The 17,960-nt window shown below is 65.1% G+C and carries 16 protein-coding genes; 8 read left to right on the top strand and 8 right to left on the bottom strand.

Annotation, left to right across the window (positions count from 1 at the left end; translation table 11 throughout):
* Window positions 1-34: 34 nt before the first annotated feature.
* The 4 genes from ihfA to rpmF form a co-directional block, all read right to left on the bottom strand.
* Window positions 35-337 (bottom strand): integration host factor subunit alpha, encoded by a 303-nt coding sequence (ihfA, locus tag KJP29_RS11190; protein ID WP_218463636.1) that lies wholly within the window; start codon window positions 335-337, stop codon window positions 35-37.
* A 94-nt stretch (window positions 338-431) separates the two neighbouring features.
* Window positions 432-1,406 (bottom strand): beta-ketoacyl-ACP synthase III, encoded by a 975-nt coding sequence (locus KJP29_RS11195; RefSeq protein ID WP_218463637.1) that lies wholly within the window; start codon window positions 1,404-1,406, stop codon window positions 432-434.
* Window positions 1,403-2,497: a phosphate acyltransferase PlsX gene (gene plsX, locus KJP29_RS11200; RefSeq protein ID WP_370630866.1), complete on the bottom strand. Its 1,095-nt coding sequence runs from the start codon at window positions 2,495-2,497 to the stop codon at window positions 1,403-1,405. The genes KJP29_RS11195 and plsX overlap by 4 nt, the downstream gene beginning before the upstream one ends.
* 48 nt (window positions 2,498-2,545) lie before the next feature.
* Window positions 2,546-2,755 carry a 50S ribosomal protein L32 gene (gene rpmF / locus KJP29_RS11205; RefSeq protein WP_218463639.1) on the bottom strand — a complete coding sequence of 70 codons (210 nt, stop codon included), beginning with the start codon at window positions 2,753-2,755 and terminating at the stop codon, window positions 2,546-2,548.
* A gap of 413 nt (window positions 2,756-3,168) precedes the next feature.
* Here rpmF and KJP29_RS11210 point away from each other — a divergent pair, with 413 nt between their 5' ends.
* Complete coding sequence (locus tag KJP29_RS11210) at window positions 3,169-3,681, top strand: bifunctional 2-polyprenyl-6-hydroxyphenol methylase/3-demethylubiquinol 3-O-methyltransferase UbiG (protein WP_255553579.1); 513 nt, start codon at window positions 3,169-3,171, stop codon at window positions 3,679-3,681.
* On the opposite strand, the gene KJP29_RS11215 is transcribed toward KJP29_RS11210, so the two are convergent.
* Window positions 3,678-4,259 (bottom strand): DUF177 domain-containing protein, encoded by a 582-nt coding sequence (locus KJP29_RS11215; RefSeq protein ID WP_218463641.1) that lies wholly within the window; start codon window positions 4,257-4,259, stop codon window positions 3,678-3,680. The two genes, KJP29_RS11210 and KJP29_RS11215, sit on opposite strands and share 4 nt — an antisense overlap.
* Before the next feature lie 81 nt (window positions 4,260-4,340).
* Here KJP29_RS11215 and KJP29_RS11220 point away from each other — a divergent pair, with 81 nt between their 5' ends.
* The 5 genes from KJP29_RS11220 to mfd all read left to right on the top strand — a co-directional run bounded on the left by KJP29_RS11220 (window position 4,341) and on the right by mfd (window position 11,630).
* Window positions 4,341-4,808: an outer membrane protein assembly factor BamE gene (locus tag KJP29_RS11220; protein ID WP_255553580.1), complete on the top strand. Its 468-nt coding sequence runs from the start codon at window positions 4,341-4,343 to the stop codon at window positions 4,806-4,808.
* A gap of 27 nt (window positions 4,809-4,835) precedes the next feature.
* On the top strand, window positions 4,836-5,567 hold the full coding sequence (locus KJP29_RS11225; RefSeq protein WP_218463642.1) for a GNAT family N-acetyltransferase: 732 nt from the start codon (window positions 4,836-4,838) through the stop codon (window positions 5,565-5,567).
* A gap of 74 nt (window positions 5,568-5,641) precedes the next feature.
* Window positions 5,642-7,474 carry an ABC-F family ATP-binding cassette domain-containing protein gene (locus KJP29_RS11230; RefSeq protein ID WP_218463643.1) on the top strand — a complete coding sequence of 611 codons (1,833 nt, stop codon included), beginning with the start codon at window positions 5,642-5,644 and terminating at the stop codon, window positions 7,472-7,474.
* Window positions 7,475-7,589: 115 nt separating this feature from the next.
* Complete coding sequence (locus tag KJP29_RS11235; RefSeq protein ID WP_218463644.1) at window positions 7,590-8,117, top strand: component of SufBCD complex; 528 nt, start codon at window positions 7,590-7,592, stop codon at window positions 8,115-8,117.
* Window positions 8,118-8,183: 66 nt separating this feature from the next.
* Window positions 8,184-11,630, top strand: coding sequence for a transcription-repair coupling factor (mfd, locus tag KJP29_RS11240; protein ID WP_218463645.1), 3,447 nt, complete (start codon window positions 8,184-8,186; stop codon window positions 11,628-11,630).
* 8 nt (window positions 11,631-11,638) lie between these two features.
* Here the strand turns inward: mfd and KJP29_RS11245 are convergent, their stop codons facing one another.
* Window positions 11,639-13,888, bottom strand: a complete 2,250-nt coding sequence (locus KJP29_RS11245) for a DEAD/DEAH box helicase (protein ID WP_218463646.1) — start codon at window positions 13,886-13,888, stop codon at window positions 11,639-11,641.
* Window positions 13,889-14,107: 219 nt separating this feature from the next.
* Here KJP29_RS11245 and KJP29_RS11250 point away from each other — a divergent pair, with 219 nt between their 5' ends.
* Window positions 14,108-15,061 (top strand): hypothetical protein, encoded by a 954-nt coding sequence (locus tag KJP29_RS11250; protein WP_218463647.1) that lies wholly within the window; start codon window positions 14,108-14,110, stop codon window positions 15,059-15,061.
* 4 nt (window positions 15,062-15,065) lie between these two features.
* Here KJP29_RS11250 and KJP29_RS11255 read toward each other — a convergent pair whose 3' ends face one another.
* Window positions 15,066-16,292 (bottom strand): multidrug effflux MFS transporter, encoded by a 1,227-nt coding sequence (locus KJP29_RS11255; RefSeq protein WP_218463648.1) that lies wholly within the window; start codon window positions 16,290-16,292, stop codon window positions 15,066-15,068.
* A gap of 74 nt (window positions 16,293-16,366) precedes the next feature.
* Window positions 16,367-17,005 (bottom strand): DsbA family oxidoreductase, encoded by a 639-nt coding sequence (locus KJP29_RS11260; RefSeq protein ID WP_218463649.1) that lies wholly within the window; start codon window positions 17,003-17,005, stop codon window positions 16,367-16,369.
* A gap of 128 nt (window positions 17,006-17,133) precedes the next feature.
* Here KJP29_RS11260 and KJP29_RS11265 point away from each other — a divergent pair, with 128 nt between their 5' ends.
* Window positions 17,134-17,949, top strand: a complete 816-nt coding sequence (locus KJP29_RS11265; RefSeq protein WP_218463650.1) for a sulfite exporter TauE/SafE family protein — start codon at window positions 17,134-17,136, stop codon at window positions 17,947-17,949.
* Window positions 17,950-17,960: the final 11 nt, after the last annotated feature.

The following is a 17,960-nucleotide window of genomic DNA, read 5'->3' on the forward strand; positions in this document are numbered from 1 at the left end:
CTAGCCCGTCTTCTGCTCGTTTATGTCGGGCCGCTCAGGACTTGTTTCCGGCGGCGACCCGTTCTTTCATGATGTGGGAAGGCCGGAACGTCAGGACCCGCCGGGGCGAAATCGGAACTTCCTGTCCGGTCTTCGGATTGCGCCCGACGCGCGCCGCCTTGTCGCGGACGGAAAAGGTCCCGAAGGACGATATCTTGACCGTCTCGCCCTCGACCAATGCGTCGGAGATGTAACCGAGCACGCTTTCAACAAGCTGTGCGCTTTCATTGCGCGAAAGGCCGACTTCGCGGAATACCGCTTCGCTCAGGTCCATGCGCGTCAGAGTCTTTTCGCTCATACCGTCCCCCGGAGTGTCTGGAGGCAGCATGGGGCGGCTTCTTTTTCAAGTCAAGATCAATGGCTTGCGGGTGGGCTTTCACGCCGACGCCAGATCACCAACGCAGGACCACCGCGCCCCAGGCCAGACCGCCGCCGATGGCTTCGAGCACCAGCACGTCGTTTTCCCGAATCTGCCCATTCGCTTTGCCTACCGACAGGGCGAGCGGGATGGAGGCGGCCGACGTGTTGCCGTGGTCCTGAACCGTCACGACGACCTTGTCCATCGACAGGCCGAGCTTCTTTGCGGTGCCCTGGATGATGCGGATATTTGCCTGATGCGGCACGATCCAGTCGATGTCCGCGTGCGACATCCCCGCTTTTCCGAGCGCGGCATCGGCGGTCGAGGCAAGCTTTTCAACGGCTTGGCGGAAAAGCGGGTTGCCCTGCATGCGCAGTTTGCCCGCCGTGCCTGTGGTCGACACGCCGCCGTCGACATAAAGCATGTCGCGGTAACGCCCGTCGGAGTTAAGGTCCGTCGACAGGATGCCGCGGTCGTCCTTGGTGCCGGCGCCCTCGGCGGCCTCAAGCAGGACGGCCCCGGCGCCGTCGCCAAAGAGCACGCAGGTCGCGCGGTCTTCCATGTCCAGAATGCGCGAGAATGTCTCGGCGCCGATCACGAGAACCGACTTTGACTGGCCGGACACGATCAGGGCGTTGGCATTGGCGAGCGCATAGACGAATCCCGCGCAGACTGCCTGGACGTCGAAGCCGTAGCCCGTTTCCATGCCCAGACCTTCCTGAACCATGGTTGCGGTCGAGGGGAAGGTCAGATCGGGGGTCGAGGTGGCGACGATGACGGTTTCAACCTGATCGGCCCGCATGCCGGCGTCGTTCAGCGCGGCGCGCGCCGCCTGCACCGCCATCTGCGATGTCGTCTCGCCGGGGGCGGCGAAGTGCCGCCGTTCGATGCCCGAGCGGGATCTGATCCATTCGTCCGAGGTGTCGATGCGGCTTTCGAACCAGGAATTCGGAATGACCTGTTCGGGCAGGTAATGCCCGACGCCCCGGACCACTGCGCGTGTCGTCATTTCAGCTCGCTCGATTTGTCTTCTATTTGTGCCGGGGCATCGTGGCTGTCTCCCGGCGTATATGCAACCCGTGCGGCGAGCTTCTGGTTGAAGTTCGACTGCGCGAGGTCGAAGGCGAGTTTCACCGCCGCCGCGACGCCCGTCGCATCCGCCGAGCCGTGGCTCTTGACCACGGTGCCGTTCAATCCAAGGAATACGCCGCCATTGGACCGACGCGGATCCATGCGTTTTTGCAGGCGCTTGAGGGATGTCATCGCGAAGAGCGCGGCGAGGCGGGACAGGGGGGTCGCGGTGAAGGCTTCCTTCAGGAAGTCGCTCACCATCTTGGCCGTGCCCTCGCCGGTCTTGAGCGCAACGTTCCCGGTGAAGCCATCGGTCACGATCACGTCAACCCGGTCCGACAGCAGGTCGCCGCCTTCCACGAATCCGATGAAGTCGAAATCGGCGACTTTGGCCGCGTCCTCGATGAGGTCGGCGGCCGCCTTGATCTCGGCGCGGCCCTTGTGCTCTTCCGTGCCAACGTTGAGCAGCCCCACGCGCGGCCGCACGATGCCGTGGCCGTTACGGGCATAAGAGGCGCCCATCAGCGCATATTGCAGCAGGTCCATCTCGTCGGCGCGAATGTCGGCGCCGCCATCGAGCATGATGTTGAAGCCGATCTTGTTGCGCGAGGGCCAGAATACCGCGATGGCAGGGCGCGACACGCCCGGGAGCTTGCGCAGGCGCAGGACCGACATCGCCATGAGCGCGCCGGTGTTGCCGCAGGAGACGCAGACCTCGGCCTCGCGCGCCTTCACGCTTTCGATGGCCGACCACATGGAGGTGTTCTTGCCGTGCCGGATCACTTGTGCGGGCTTGTCTTCCATCGTCACCACGTCGTCGGCGTGGCGGATGTCGCAGATCCCGTTCAGGTCAGGCTGCTTTGCGACCAGCGGCGCAAGTTCGGCCTTGTTGCCGTGCAGGATGAACCCGACGTTTCGCTTGCGCGCAACCTTGGCAAGGCCGGCAACGATGGCTGCCGGCCCATGATCGCCGCCCATCGCGTCGATCGAAAGTATGGTGCGATCAGGCCCCCGATGAGAGCCGGACATCCGATCTTCGGTATCCGTGGCAGGCATCATGGGCGAACGCGGCGTGACTTACGCCGCGTCCTCGTCGTCGAGGTCGATCTCGTTGGCCTGTGCCACGACTTCGCGGTCAGCATAGTGGCCGCAGGACGGGCACACGTGATGGGGACGCTTCAGTTCGCCACAGGAGGGGCATTCGTTGGGGTTGCCAGCAACCAGGGAGTCATGGGCGCGGCGCATGTTGCGGCGCGACTTCGTGACTTTGTTCTGAGGGACAGCCATGTCTCAACCTCGATGTTTCAGGGGCTTGGCGTCGTCACGACGCGATGGGCCCGTTTCGTCTGGGGCGTTCGCCCGGGTTCAGGTCGGGCCTTCGCCCGGGTTTACGCAAGGCTTGCGTCCTGTCTGATCCAGAACTTGGCCCGTTGTCTCTTGGGCCGAAGCCCGCGCTCTCGTGAGTGCCGAAGCGCTCGTTCCCGTGAGTCTCGCCGCCTCATACGCGGTTGCGCGCACAGAGGGAACCCACCTTGTGAAAGAGGGCCGGAACATACTGCGATTCCGCCATCTTGCAAGGGATTTTTCGGCCTTCGCGCGGGGTTTTCCGCTCGCATGTCGGATGCCGCGCGTCATGGCAGAAACGGAGCCCGCTCACAATCCGTTAGGCGGTCCTGCGACCGGGGTCTATGATCGCTGTCATGGGTTACGACTACGACGCACTTTACGGGAAAATGCGGGACGCGCTCGGCGCTCCGACGCCCTTCATCGCTGACTTCCTCGCGCGAATCGATCTTGCCGGCGCAAGGGTGCTCGATGTGGGCTGCGGGCAGGGGCGGGATGCGCTCATGATTGCCCGGCAAGGCGCGGAAGTGGTGGGCGTCGATCTGTCGCCGAACGGGATTCGCGATCTTCAGGCGGCGGCGCAGGCGGAAGGATTGCGGATCGACGGCATCGTCGCCGACATCACGTCTTATCGCGCGTCCGGCCTGTTCGATGTCATTCTCATCGACCGCACGCTTCATATGCTGCCTGACGGACCGCGCCTCGATGTGCTGAAGGGCCTGCTGGACCACGTGGCCGAGGGCGGCTGGCTCCTCATAGCAGATGAGCCCTCCAACGTTCCCGCCATGGGGACCGCGCTCGAAGAGCACGGGGGCTGGTCAAACGAGATCCAGTCGGACGGTTATCTGTTCGCGCGTCGAACCGGCTAGCTGTTACTTTCGTCCGACTCGTCGTCCTTCTGCGCCAGCTTGTCTCGAAGGGAGGCAAGGCCCGCAAAGGGCTTCAGGTCCTCGTCCCGGATCGCGTCCTTGCCCGGTTCGGTGAAGACCGCATCGCCCAGCTCGGCGTCGTCGGCCCGCGGATAGAGCGGCAATGCCAATGCAACGGCCTCGGCCAGAAGCGCGCCGATGTCGATGACCGGGCCCAGGGGCTCCTGCGCCACGTCCTGTGGCGTTTCGCTTTCTTCGGCCGTCGTGGGCGTGAGCCCCTCGATCCATGTCCGCTCGACCGGCTCGTCGATGCGCGTCGTGACCGGGGCGAGCGTGACCACGCAGGGCTGCACCACCGTGGCGCCCAGCGTGCCCTCGAACCGCCAGTCGCGCCGCCCGACCGGGGCGAGGCGCCCTTCGAGTCGCACCTTGCGGGCCGCTTCGATGCCCAGTTCATGCGCAAGCGCCATGGCGCTTTCCTCGTTCAGGGAGACCGCAAGATCATGCGGGCGCGAGTGATCCAGCTCCGAGACCTTGAGCCTCGGGCCATAGTTCGGGATGTCCTCGGGTGTCGTCATGGGTCTTTCGTTTCTTGAACGCGGCGTTATGCTCCTGTAAGCGGATAGCCAACGAAGGCAAGGCAAGGCAAGGGGGGCGGTATGGCTGCCATAGGGATGAAGGCGCGCGGTTTGGTCCGTCTGGTCGCCGTTCTTCTGGGTATTCTCACCATCGCGGCCTGTTCTCCGGTCTACACCAATCACGGTTTCGTCCCGTCGGACGAGGACGTGGAAGAGATCATGGTCGGCATCGACACCCGCGAAACGGTGGCGGCGATCGTGGGCAAGCCGGGGGCCGAGGGGCTTCTGACGCAAGAAGGCTGGTACTACGTCGAGAGCCGCTTCAAGCACTTCGCGTATAACGCGCCGGAAGAAATCGACCGCGAGGTTCTGCGGATCGGATTCGATGAAAGCGGGCTGGTCGAGAACATCGAACGCTTCGGTCTCGAGCAGGGGCAGGTTGTCGTCCTGTCGCGCCGTGTGACCACGTCGAACACCCGCGGCGTCGGCTTCCTTCGTCAACTTCTTGGAAACATCGGGAACTTTGACGCTGGCACATTGCTTCAGTAGTCGGGGGATGTTCCAAGTGGGGGCGGCATGGCCGACCATCTGTTAAGCAAAGGTGTCTATCGCGCCCGTATTGCCGCGGGACGCGGTGACGTGGGGGCGGCACAGGCTCTGCGCTATCTCGCCTTTCGCGATCCGGAGGGTGAAGGGCGGGACGTGGACCGCTACGACGGGATGAACCGGCACCTGCTGGTCGAAGGGCCCGAAGGGCTCGTCTGCACCTTCCGCTACCAGATTTTCCCCGGCGCGGCGGACACGAGGATCGGTTATTCCGCCGGGGTTTATGACCTCTCGCATCTGTCCGCGCTGGATGGTCCGATGATCGAGATGGGCCGCTTCTGCCTGCATCCGAAAGCGCATGACCCCGACATCCTGCGTCTGGCATGGGCCGCGATGACGCGGCTGGTGGACGAGGCGCAGGCGGTCCTGCTGTTCGGCTGTTCGTCGTTCCGGGGCACCGACCCCGCACCCTATACCGATGCCCTTCGCATGCTGGCGGCCGAGCATATCGCGCCGGCCCGTATCCGTCCCGGTCCGAAGGCCCGCGAGCGTATGGCTCTGCCCGAAGGACCCTATGATCCGCAGTCGGCGCAGCGTCAGTTGCCCCCTTTGCTACGGACTTACATGCTCATGGGCGGCTGGGTCAGCGATCATGCTGTGATTGATCGGGTCATGAATACCCTGCATGTGTTCACGGGAGTCGAAATCGACCGGGTGCCCGAAGCCCGGGCGCGCGCGCTGCGCGCGCTTGCGCAGGAGTGAGCGGGGCCAGCGCCGCCGCTTCTGGCCGATCTGCCGCGATTGACGATCCGCGCGACCGCGACTAGGTGAGCGCCATGGCCCGTGCACCGCTTCTCCAACTCACCGACATCTCGCTGACCTTCGGCGGCGATCCCGTCTTCTCCGACCTCTCGCTCGTGGTTCAGCCCGGCGACCGCGTGGCGCTGGTGGGGCGCAACGGGTCGGGGAAATCGACCCTGATGAAGGTCATGGCCGGGCTGGTCGAGCCGGACGAGGGCGACCGCATCCTCGCACCGGGCGTGTCGACCGGATACATGGAACAGCACCCCGACCTGACGGGTTTCGCCACTTTGGGGGATTTCGCCGCCAGCGGGCTGGCCGAGGGCGAGGCGTATAAGGTCGAGCGCGTGGCCGAGGGGCTCAAGTTCCGGCTCGACGCCGATGTCCGGACCGCGTCGGGTGGCGAACGGCGCCGTGCCGCGCTGGCCAAGCTCCTCGCCGAAGGGCCCGAGCTCATGTTGCTGGACGAGCCGACGAACCATTTGGATATCGAGGCGATCCAGTGGCTCGAGGACGAGCTCTCCACGACCCGCGCAGGCTTTGTCCTCATCTCGCACGACCGTGCCTTTCTCCGTGCGCTCACCCGCGCGACGCTCTGGATCGACCGGGGGGCGGTGCGGCGGCAGGAGAAGGGATTCGAAAATTTCGAAGCTTGGCGCGACAAGGTCTGGGAAGACGAGGACATCGCGCGCCACAAGCTCGACCGCAAGATCAAGGCCGAGGCACGCTGGGCGGTCGAGGGGATCTCGGCGCGACGCAAGCGCAACATGGGCCGGGTCCGGGCGCTTGGGGAACTGCGGGCCGAACGTGCCGGGCAGATCCGGCGACAGGGCGCGGCGGCCATGGATCTGGATGCAGGTCCCAAGTCCGGCAAGAAGGTGATCGAGGCCGTGGGTGTGGCCAAGTCCTTCGGCGACAGGACCATTCTGCGTCCCTTCGACCTCCTCGTGAATCGGGGCGACAGGATCGCCCTTGTCGGACCGAACGGGGCGGGCAAGACAACGCTTCTCAAAATCCTCATCGGCGAAATGGAGCCGGATCAGGGCAGCGTGAAGCTGGGCACCGGGCTCGAGATGGCAGTCTTTGACCAGAACCGCTCGTCACTCGATGAGGGCGCGAGCCTTTGGGAAAACCTCGCGGGCGATCCCGAGATGCGCGTGTCCGGGAAAGCCGATCAGGTGCTCGTGCGGGGCACGCCCAAGCATGTGGTCGGCTACCTCAAGGAATTCCTCTTCGACGAACGACAGGCACGGGCCCCGGTGTCCTCGCTCTCGGGCGGTGAGAAGGCGCGGCTCATCCTCGCCAAGATCATGGCAAAGGCGTCGAATCTGCTCGTCATGGACGAACCGACCAACGATCTGGATGTCGAAACGCTCGACCTCCTTCAGGAGCTGATCGACGACTACGACGGGACCGTTCTTCTGGTCAGCCACGACCGCGATTTCCTCGACCGGGTCGCGGCGACGACCATCGCGATGGAAGGTGACGGCCGTGCCACGGTCTATGCCGGTGGCTGGTCCGACTACCGCGCGCAGCGGGGGGAACCGGAGGGTGACGCGGCGAAGACGCGCCCGGACAACGGAAAGCCGGAAGCACCGAAGCCGGAAGTCCGCGCCGCCAGCAAAGCCGAGCCGAAAAAACCGAGCCTGTCCTTCACCGAAAAGCATCGGCTGGAGGCTCTACCGGCGGAGATGGAACGCCTCGAGGCTGAGATCGGAAAGCTGGAAGGACTTCTCTCGGATGCGGAGCTGTTCACGCGTGAGCCGGTGAAGTGGAAGAAAGCGACCGAGGCACTGGTCGAACGGCAGGAGAGGCTCGCCTCTGCCGAAGAGGAATGGCTGGAGCTGGCCGAAAAGGCCGAGGTCTGATGGCACGCGCGCCGGCGCGACGCAGGCGGTAATTCCCGCGCTCAAGGGGTAGCGTCTGCGCGCCGTGGGGCTTATGGTCCCGGCAAAACAAGAGCGGTCACGGGACGGGCGCGCGGTGGACTGGTATTCAGCCGTATTCGAACTCATCGACATGCGCAGCTTTTCCAATCTCTGGTATTGGATCGTGCTCGCTGCCGTCTGGTCGCAGACCAGCCGCTACGTGCTGGGCGTGCCCTATGACATGATCCAGCGCGCTGAACGCCATGGCGGCGAGGCGGAAGCCGACCTCGAGGACATGGTGCGGATCAACTGCAACCGGTTTCTCTATGTCGCCGGCGTGTCCGGGCTGTGGCTCGTGGGCATTGTCGCGGCAATGTTCACCTCGATGGCGATGCTTGCTTTCTGGTATGACATCGAGTTCGCGCAAGCGGTGTTTCTGCTGGGCGCGCCGATGTTGATCGTGGGCGTGCTCACGCTCAACACCGCACAGGACATCCGCGCTCGGGGACTGGCGGGCAAAGACCTGCGCAAACGGATGCACCGGCACCGGACAGCGACGCAATTCGTCGGCATGGTCGCGATCTTCATCACCGCGCTCTGGGGCATGTATCAGAACTTGTCGATCGGCGTGCTGGGCGGCTGATCGGGTCCGCCGATTTGCACGGCTAATCCGGTTGACTTCGCGGGGGACAGGTTTACCTCCCGATCCATGGCGAAAGATCACATCACACTCTCGGGCGCGCCGGAAGGCTATGACGCCCTCCTGCTGACCCGTGAACTCGAGAAGACGGGCGGACCTGTGCTGCACGTGGCGCGGGACGAAAAACGCATGGCGTCGATGGCGGCGGCGCTCGGGTTCTTTGCGCCCAATGTGACGGTGCTGCGGTTCCCGGCCTGGGACTGTCTGCCCTTCGACCGGATGTCGCCCAATGCCGAGGTTTCGGCCGAACGGATGGCGACGCTTGCCGCGCTCGCGCATGGGTTTACCGGGCGGTTCGTGCTGCTGACCACGCTCAATGCGGCGAGCCAGCGCATTCCGGCGCGCGACGTGCTGAAGGAGGCCGCCTGGTCGGCGCGGGTTGGGTCGCGCATCGACGAGGGCGCGCTTCGGGCATTCCTCGTGCGGATGGGCTTCACCCAGTCGCCCACCGTGATGGAGCCGGGTGACTTCGCCGTCCGGGGCGGGATCATCGACATCTTTCCGCCCGGCGAAGCCGGTCCGGTGCGGCTCGATATGTTCGGCGATACGCTCGACGGGGCGCGGCGCTTCGATCCGGCCACCCAGCGCACGACCGAGACGCTGTCGGTTATCGAGCTCGCGCCCGTGTCAGAGATCATCCTCGACGAGGCAGCGATCACCCGGTTTCGGCAAAACTACCGGATCGAGTTCGGCGCGACCTCGGACGACCCGCTCTATGAGGCGGTGAGCTCGGGGCGCAAGGTGCAGGGGATGGAGCATTGGCTGCCGTTCTTCCACGAACGGCTCGAAACGATCTTCGACTACCTGCCGGGGGCCAGCGTGATGCTCGACGATCAGCTGACGCCGACGCGGATCGCCCGATGGGAGGGGATCGAGGACCAGTATGAAACCCGGCGCCTCGCCATGGCCGACAAGGGGCGTCTGGACACGATCTACAAGCCCTGTCCGCCAGGGCTCATGTATCTCGACGACGAGGCCTGGACGATGGCCACGGTGGATCACCGCGTGATCCAGATGGTCGCGCTGCCGCAGCCGACGGGGCCTGGCGTGCTGGACGCGGGCGGACGGATCGGGCGCAACTTCTCCCCCGAGCGCCAGCAAGAGAAGATCAACCTTTTCAGCGTTCTGGCGGATCATATTCGCGCAAAACGTAAAGAGGGGCCGGTGGTCGTTGCCTCCTATTCCGAAGGGGCGCGGGAGCGTTTGTCGGGGCTCTTGGCCGACGAAGACCTGACAGCGAGCGCAGAGATCGCCGACTACCGCGATGTGCCCGACCAGAAGGGCGGCACCTATCTGGTCGTCTGGCCGCTTGAGCATGGGTTCGAGGCGGACGGGCTGACCATCATTTCCGAACAGGACGTTCTGGGGGACCGGCTGATCCGGGCGCCGAAGAAGAAGCGCAAGGCTGAAAACTTCCTGACCGAGTATCAGTCGCTTTCGGTCGGTGAGCTGGTCGTCCATGTGGACCATGGCGTCGGGCGCTATCTCGGGCTTGAGACGATCACCGCCGCCGGGGCGCCGCATGAATGCGTGGTGCTGGAATACGCGGGCGGTGATCGGTTCTACCTGCCGGTCGAGAACATCGAGCTTCTGTCGAAGTTCGGGCATGAGGAGGGGTTGCTCGACCGTCTGGGCGGCGGGGCCTGGCAGGCGCGAAAGGCCCGGATGAAAGAGCGGATCCGCGAGATCGCGGACAAGCTCATTCGGCTGGCGGCGGAGCGGATCCTGCGCAAGGCTCCTGTCATGGAAGCCCCCCATCACGCTTGGGAAGAATTCGCGGCGCGGTTTCCCTACTCCGAGACCGAGGACCAGTTGACCGCCATCGAGGATGTTCTGACCGACATGGTCTCGGGCACGCCGATGGACCGGCTCATCTGTGGCGACGTGGGATTCGGCAAGACCGAAGTGGCGATGCGGGCGGCCTTCGTTGCGGCCATGTCGGGCAAGCAGGTGGCGGTGATCGCGCCGACGACGCTCCTTGCCCGGCAGCACTACAAGAGCTTTGCCGAACGGTTCCGGGGCTTCCCGATCAACGTGCGGCAGTTGTCTCGATTTGTCGGTCAGACCGAGGCAGCTCGCACTCGTGACGGCATGGCCGACGGGCAGGTCGATATCGTCGTGGGCACCCATGCGCTGCTCGCGAAGGGGATCAAGTTCAAGGACCTGGGGCTGCTCATCATCGACGAGGAACAGCGCTTTGGCGTCAATCACAAGGAGCGGCTCAAGGAATTGCGTTCGGACGTTCATGTGCTGACGCTGACCGCGACGCCGATCCCACGCACGCTGCAAATGAGCCTCACCGGCGTGCGGGACCTTTCGATCATCTCGACGCCTCCGGTCGACCGGCTGTCGATCCGAACCTATGTGAGCGAGTTCGACACGGTCACGATCCGCGAGGCGCTGCTACGCGAACATTACCGGGGCGGGCAGAGTTTCGTCGTGGTGCCGCGGATCAAGGATCTGGTCGAGATCGAGGAGTTCCTGAAGGCTTCCGTGCCCGAAGTCACCTATGTGATTGCGCATGGGCAGATGGCTGCGGGCGAGCTCGATGACCGGATGAATGCCTTCTACGACGGGAAGTTCGACGTGCTTCTCGCCACGACCATTGTCGAATCGGGGCTGGATATTCCGACCGCGAATACGATGGTCGTCTGGCGGGCGGACATGTTCGGCCTTGCGCAGCTCTATCAGATCCGGGGCCGCGTGGGGCGCTCGAAGACGCGGGCCTACGCCTATCTGACGACCAAGCCGAGAACTCCGCTCACGCCCGGTGCCGAGAAGCGGCTGAAGGTGCTTGGGTCTCTGGACAGTCTCGGGGCCGGGTTCATGCTGGCGTCCCAGGACCTCGATATTCGCGGGGCGGGGAACCTTGTCGGCGAGGAACAGTCCGGGCAAATGAACGAGGTGGGCTTCGAGCTTTACCAGCAGATGCTGGAGGAGGCGATTGCCAAGATCCGCTCGGGCGAGCTCGAGGGACTGACCGAGATGAACGAAACCTGGGCGCCGCAGATCAACCTCGGTGTCTCGGTGCTCATTCCCGAGGACTACGTACCCGATCTGGACGTGCGGCTGGGGCTTTACCGGCGGTTGTCGGACCTCACGACCAAGGTGGAGCTCGAGGGTTTCGCGGCGGAACTGATCGACCGGTTCGGGCCGCTGCCGAAAGAGGTGAACACGCTGCTCCTCGTGGTGCGGATCAAGGCGATGTGCAAGCGCGCCGGTATTTCCAAGCTCGACGCGGGACCGAAGGGCGCGACGATCCAGTTCCACAACGACAAGTTCGCGAACCCTGCGGGGCTGGTCGAGTTCATCACCGATCAGCGCGGGCTGGCCAAGGTCAAGGATAACAAGATCGTCGTGCGGCGCGACTGGCAGAAGACGTCGGACAAGGTCAAAGGCGCCTTCGCGATCGCGCGGGATCTGGCGGAAAAGGTCAAGGCGGCCAAGGCCGCCTAGACTTTCGTTCAGGGTTTCCGCGTCGGCCGCGCGTTCGGGCCACGAGGGCCAGTTTTGCCAGGGCCCGATTTCGGCCCCGGTTTTCCCGCAGGCTTACGGGTCGAGGGCTTCCCGTCCGGCCGCTCGAACCGCTTGGAGGTATCGCGGGCATCAGGTTTCGGTTTCGCAGGGCGTGCGGGGCGGTCTTCGGACTTGGCAAAGGGTTTGCCGCCGGGTTTTCCGGCAGGTTTGCCACCCAGTTTCCCGAAGGGCTTGTCGCTCTTGCCCGTGTAGCCGCCCTCGGACTTGCCCCTGTAGCCACCTTCCGACTTGCCTTTGTAGCCTTCGGACTTGCCCTTGTAGCCCTCGGATTTCGGTTTTCCGCCGAAATCCTTCTTGTAGCCGCCTTCTTCGCGCGGTTTGCGCGGCTTGAAGTCGCCGTGGACGGCGTGGTCGCGCTCAGGCCGTTCCGCTTTGGTATGGCGGGGTTTGCGCGGCTTGTCGCCGGCGTCGCCATCGGCGTCGCGTGGGGCACGATCCTCGCGCGGTTTGTAGCTGTCGCGCGGTTTGCGTTCGCCACGATCCTCGCGCGGCTTGAACTCGCGCGGGCCCCGGTCGTCGCGATCCCGACCCTTGCGCGGGGGTGGCCCGTCGCGGTGGGGAAGGGGCTTGATCTCGGGGGCGGTGTCCAGCACCTTGACGCGCAGGTCGTCCTCGAGTGCCATGCCGTCGCCGAGCGCTTCGACGAAACCGTCAAGGCTCGACGCGGTCACTTCGACATAGGTGCAGTCTTCCTGAACCCGGATCGCCCCGATGTCGGATTTCTCGAATGCGCCGGAGTTCAGCAGAACGGGCAGGATCCACCGCGCCTCGGCCCTGTCGTTCGCGCCCTTGGACAGCGAAATCCAGCGGGACGGGCCAAAGGGCGCGCGCTCTTCCTTGGGTTTGCGCTCCGAGCGTTCGGGACGCTCGCGCGGATCCGGGGCAGGGCCGATGTCCTCGGGCGCGGCGCGGCCGGCGTGGAACATGCGCGCAACGGCGAGGGCGAGCGCCTGCGGCTCGAAGGCCTCGGTGAGGCGGGCGGCGAGGGCCGCTTCGGTCTCGGACGCCTCTTCGCTCCAGAGCGGATCGGTGAGGAGTTTTTCCTCGTCCTTCGCGCGCACCTCGTCGGCGGTGGGGGCGTGAATCCATTCGGCTTGCACCTTGGCCCAGCCCAGCAGGCGATGCGCCTTCTTGTGGTTGCGCGGCGGCACGATGAGGGCGGAGATGCCCTTGCGCCCGGCGCGGCCGGTGCGGCCCGAGCGGTGCAGAAGCCCCTCGGTGTTCGTCGGGATGTCGGCGTGAATCACCAGGTCGAGCTTCGGCAGGTCGATGCCACGGGCCGCGACGTCGGTCGCCACGCAGACGCGGGCACGCCCATCGCGCATGGACTGGAGCGCGTTGGAGCGTTCCTTCTGGGTCAGTTCGCCGGACAAGGCCACCACCGGCACGCCGCGGTTATGCAGACGCGCCGCAAGATGCGCGACCTGCGCGCGGGTGTTGGCAAAGACGATGGCGTTCTGGGCGTCGTGGAAGCGCAGCAGGTTGAAGATCGCGTTCTCGCCGTCAGCGGGACCGACCTGCACCGCCTGATAGGTGATGTCGGCGTGCTGCTCGGCCTTGTTGATCGTGGACACCCGCTCGGCATCGCGCTGAAAGGTTTCGGCCAGCTTGGCGATGGCGGCAGGGACGGTGGCCGAGAACAGCAGCGTGCGGCGTTCCTCGGGCGCGGCGGCGAGGATGGTCTCAAGGTCTTCGCGGAAGCCGAGGTCGAGCATCTCGTCGGCCTCGTCCAGTACGACGGCGCGGACTTGCGACAGGTCGAGCGTGCCGCGGTTCAGGTGATCGACCAGTCGGCCGGGCGTGCCGACGACGATATGAGCGCCGCGTTCGAGCGTGCGTTTCTCGTCACGAAAATCCATGCCGCCGACGCAGGAGTGGATCCAGGCTTCCGTCTTGCCATAGAGCCAGCGCAATTCGCGCATGACCTGAAAGGCGAGTTCACGGGTCGGGGCGACGACGAGGGCCAGGGGCGTCGTCGCGGTGCCGAATGTCTCGTTCTCGCCCAAGAGCGTCGGCGCGATGGCGATGCCGAAACCCACCGTCTTGCCCGAACCGGTCTGGGCCGACACGAGCAGGTCGCGGGTCGCGTATTCGGGTGCGCTCACGGCTTCCTGCACGGGGGTGAGGGTTTCGTATCCGCGCTCGGCAAGGGCTTGGGAAAGGGAAGGGTGTATCATGGTCGTCCAATCGGGCGCGAGAAGGGTGAGGGCGGAGGTTGCGGCCCGTGTCGAAGCGCCCCACATACGGGGAAGCGCGGCGGTTGTATACGGGTTTTATCCGGTATGGCGACGCTGTGCCAGTGGGCGTCCGGCCGCGCTGGCATGTCGCAGTTTACAAATTCATCAAACGGAATATGTTGAGGGGGCTTCGCGTCGGACAGCGGAAGGGACCGGACCATGCAACAGATACTCCTCGTAGTGACAGCCATCGTCGCCGGCTTGACCCTCGGCCATTACACCGGGGGCACGTCCTTCTCGTCTCTGGTCTGCGTCGTGGCGGGGGTTTTCCTCGTCACGCCGACGCTCTTCAAATTCGACGTGGCCGACGCGCGCGTGATCGGGCGCAACCTGCCGGCGCTCTGGCGCAACCTCGCGATCAATTTTCTCGTGCTGCCTCTTGCCGCGCTGGTCATCGGCTTCGCGAGCCGGGATATCGGTATCGCGGGGGCTTTGTTCCTGCTCGCGCTGTTGCCGGGTGGCGGCATGGTGATGATGTGGATCAAGTCCTCGGGCGCGAACCCGAAACTCGGTTTCATGATCTTCATGGCGAACCTCGCCCTGCTTCTGCCCGTGACGCTGGTCTTTGCGCAGTTTTACGACCTTGCCGCACCCTATTTCCCGGTGCCCGACCTGTCCGCCGTGACCGGGAACGGGGCCGGGCGGAGCGTGCGGCCAATTGCGCCCTTCATGATACTCATCGTGGTGCCTTTCCTTCTGTCGCGGCTCGCACGGGGCGGTGCGCCGGGGCTGATCGCCTTTGTCGAGCGGCATCAGCAGCTGATCTCCAAGGCGACGATGTTCGGGATCGTGTTCTACCTGTTCAGCCTCGGCACCGCGCAGATGCTCTTCACGGTGGAGGTGATGGCTCTGGTGCGGGCGGCGGTGGCCACGGCGGCGTTCTACGGCGTGGCGGTGACGCTGGCCTCGATGCTCACCCCTGATACGGCCGAGGGACGGGCGGTCTACTGGCATGTGGTCACGCGCTACATCACGCTCGCCCTGATCCTCGCGGTCTTCTCGGTGGATGTCTTCGGGCCGACCTTCATCCTGCCGGTGATGATGGCCTACTTCATCCAGATCGGCATGGCGGGCGTTCTGCGCAGCCGTATGATCGGCCGAGCGGTGGCCTGAGCCCTCAGCGGTCGCGGTGCATGTCGGTGATGACGAGCAAGACCGCGAGTGCCGAGCAGATCGTCGCGCCGAGCATGATCGGGCGCGGCGTGCCGTCGAAGGCGAGACCCAGGGGAATCGCGATGATCATGCCGGCGCCCATGCCCAATGCGCCGATCACGGCGGTGGCAGTGCCTGCGAGATGGGGAAGCGGTTCCATCGCGAGCGCGGTGATATTGCCAAGCGTGAGCCCGTTGACGAAGAAGAGGGACACCGACCAAAGTGCGAAGACGGCGAGCTGTGCCGCGGGATCGCCGCCGAGAAGGCCCGTGGCCCATAGGGAAAAGGCCAGACCGGCAAAGATCGTCTGAGATCCGAAGGCCCAGAGCAGCATCCGCCGCATGCCCAGCCGCATCACGAGACGGGAGTTCACGAAACCGGCCACCGCCGAGAGCAATGAAACGCCGGCGAACCAGAGCGGGAAACTGTCGCCGACGCCAATCGCGTCGACCCAGAGTTGTTCGGCCGAGGACAGATAGGTCCCGAACTGGCCGTAGAGCAGAACCTGGACCGCGACGTAGCGGGCGGAAACCGGCGTCGTGATGACCTCCCGCCCGGCGGCGAGGATCGGACCGATGCGAAAGGCGCGGCGATACTCCGGGGGGAGGGTTTCGGGTTGGCGGATCAGGAACCAGGCGAGCATGACGGTTCCGAACAGGATGAAGGACCCGAAAAGTCCACGCCACCCTGCGAGGAAGAGGATCTGCTGGCCGAGGATGGGCGCCACGCCCGGAACGACCACGAAGAACATGAAGATAAGCGAGGCGACGCGGGCCTGTTCCTTGCCCGAGAAGAGGTCGCGGGTCACGGCCTGAGATACGGTGCGCGCGCTGGCCGCACCGAAGCCCATCATGAACCGCATGGCGACAAGGAACTCGAGCGATCCGGCAAAGGCTGCCGCCGCAGCGGCGATCACATAGACGCCGACCCCGAGCATCAGCGCGCGGCGACGGCCGAAGCTGTCGGACAAGGGCCCCCAAAGCAGCATTCCCGCAGCGGCCCCCATCAAGAAGACGGATACGATGAGCTGGGTCTTCGACTTGTTCTCGGGCGCGAGGGTCGCCGCGAGGTCTGTCATCGCCGGCAACATGCTGTCAGTCGTAAAAGCCATGAGCGACATGAGCATCGCGAGGAGCGCCACGAGCTCGACGCGCGGGAGGGCGTGGGAAGGGGTCTTCGCGGGAGTCTGCACCTGGCCTGTCCGATCGTTTCAGGAAACCTACCGTTACGGCGGATGGGCGAGGGGTGGAAGGCCGGGACCTGTGCTTAGGTGCGCAACTGCTCTGTGATCTCGTCAATTACGCGCAGCCAAAGGTCGGTCGGCTGGGCGCCGGGAACGACATGCTGGTTCGCGATCACGAAGGTCGGCACCGCGTTCACGCCTTTCTCGCGGGCATCGATGTCGCGGGCGCGGATGTCGTCGGCATCGGCGTCGGAGGCGAGGAGCCGCGTGACCACGTCTCGGTCCATCCCGGTGCCCTCGGCGATGTCGGCCAACACGCCGTGGTCCGAGATGTCCTGACCCTCGACGAAATTCGCCTTGAACAGACGCGACACCACGGCAGTCTGCCGCCCCTCGATCTGGGCCCAATGGATGAGCCTGTGCGCATCGAGCGTGGAAGGCGTGCGCTGGATCGCGTCGAAGTTGATGGTCAGCCCGCTCGCCTCGGCCTCCTGCTGCACGGGGAGGTAGGCGCGCACCGCCCCCTCCCTGCCACCGAACTTGGCTTCGAGGTAGGCGCGGCGGTCCATGCCCTCGGGCGGCATCGTGGGGTTCAGCATGAAAGGATGCCACTCGATCAGGAAGGGGTGGTCGGGCCGCGCTTCCAGCGCGCGGTCGAGGCGGGCCTTGCCGATATAGCACCAGGGACAGATCGGGTCCGAGAAGATGAAGAGCTTGATCATGGGGCGGGGGTTACCGTGACCCGCCCCGCTTGTCACGTGACGAATGCGCTAGCGGGCGCTGCCGGCTTTTCATCTCCGTAGGCTCGCGTTATTCGGAATCCGACGGGCAGAGGGTCGGGAGACAGGACATGGACGCAGGCACGCTGGCGCTGATGGCGGCACTTCTGGGGGTGATCGGGGGCTTCGCGGGTGTGCTGGCCGGGCTTCTGGGCGTCGGGGGCGGCATCGTTCTCGTGCCGGCCTTCTATTATGCCTTCGCCGGGCTGGGTTACGAGGGACCGGAGCTCATGCACGTCTGCCTCGCCACCTCTCTCGCCACGATCATCGTGACCTCGATCCGCTCGGTGCTGTCGCACAACCGCAAGGGCGCGGTGGATTGGGGCATCCTGAGGCAATGGGCGCCGGGGATCGTGATCGGCGCCGTGGTGGGCGTCTTCATCGCCTCGGCCCTGCGCACGCCCACGCTCCAGGTGATCTTCGGCTTCATCGCCTTCCTGATCGCGCTCTACATGCTGTTCTTCAAGACGGAATGGCAACTGGCGGACCGGATGCCGGGACTGGGCCTGCGCGCCCTTCTGTCGCCGCTCGTCGGGTTCCTGTCCGTGCTCATGGGCATCGGGGGCGGCAGTTTCGGCGTGCCGATCATGACACTGCACGGGGTGCCCATTCACCGCGCGGTGGCGACGGCGGCGGGCTTCGGCCTGATCATTGCACTGCCCTCGGTGGCGACCTTCCTCTTCGTCGATGCGGCTGGCGCGCCGCCCTATACGCTCGGGTCGGTCAATGTCCCGGCCTTCCTCTTGGTCATCGCGATGACCACCATCACGGCGCCGCTGGGCGTGAGGCTCGCTCATGCGATGGACCCGAAGCCGCTCAAGCGGGCCTTCGGTGTCTTCCTGATGCTCGTCGCGCTCAACATGCTGCGCAAGGCGCTCTGGGGCTGAGCGGACCCTCC

The organism is Maritimibacter sp. DP1N21-5 (assembly GCF_019218295.1).
GTDB lineage: Bacteria > Pseudomonadota > Alphaproteobacteria > Rhodobacterales > Rhodobacteraceae > Maritimibacter.

Bases quoted from the DNA above. Each gene is read 5' to 3' on its own strand.
- ihfA (WP_218463636.1), bottom strand. From the start codon at position 337: ATGAGCGAAAAGACTCTGACGCGCATGGACCTGAGCGAAGCGGTATTC.
- KJP29_RS11195 (WP_218463637.1), bottom strand. From the start codon at position 1,406: ATGACGACACGCGCAGTGGTCCGGGGCGTCGGGCATTACCTGCCCGAA.
- plsX (WP_370630866.1), bottom strand. From the start codon at position 2,497: ATGTCCGGCTCTCATCGGGGGCCTGATCGCACCATACTTTCGATCGAC.
- rpmF (WP_218463639.1), bottom strand. From the start codon at position 2,755: ATGGCTGTCCCTCAGAACAAAGTCACGAAGTCGCGCCGCAACATGCGC.
- KJP29_RS11210 (WP_255553579.1), top strand. From the start codon at position 3,169: ATGGGTTACGACTACGACGCACTTTACGGGAAAATGCGGGACGCGCTC.
- KJP29_RS11215 (WP_218463641.1), bottom strand. From the start codon at position 4,259: ATGACGACACCCGAGGACATCCCGAACTATGGCCCGAGGCTCAAGGTC.
- KJP29_RS11220 (WP_255553580.1), top strand. From the start codon at position 4,341: ATGGCTGCCATAGGGATGAAGGCGCGCGGTTTGGTCCGTCTGGTCGCC.
- KJP29_RS11225 (WP_218463642.1), top strand. From the start codon at position 4,836: ATGGCCGACCATCTGTTAAGCAAAGGTGTCTATCGCGCCCGTATTGCC.
- KJP29_RS11230 (WP_218463643.1), top strand. From the start codon at position 5,642: ATGGCCCGTGCACCGCTTCTCCAACTCACCGACATCTCGCTGACCTTC.
- mfd (WP_218463645.1), top strand. From the start codon at position 8,184: ATGGCGAAAGATCACATCACACTCTCGGGCGCGCCGGAAGGCTATGAC.
- KJP29_RS11245 (WP_218463646.1), bottom strand. From the start codon at position 13,888: ATGATACACCCTTCCCTTTCCCAAGCCCTTGCCGAGCGCGGATACGAA.
- KJP29_RS11250 (WP_218463647.1), top strand. From the start codon at position 14,108: ATGCAACAGATACTCCTCGTAGTGACAGCCATCGTCGCCGGCTTGACC.
- KJP29_RS11260 (WP_218463649.1), bottom strand. From the start codon at position 17,005: ATGATCAAGCTCTTCATCTTCTCGGACCCGATCTGTCCCTGGTGCTAT.
- KJP29_RS11265 (WP_218463650.1), top strand. From the start codon at position 17,134: ATGGACGCAGGCACGCTGGCGCTGATGGCGGCACTTCTGGGGGTGATC.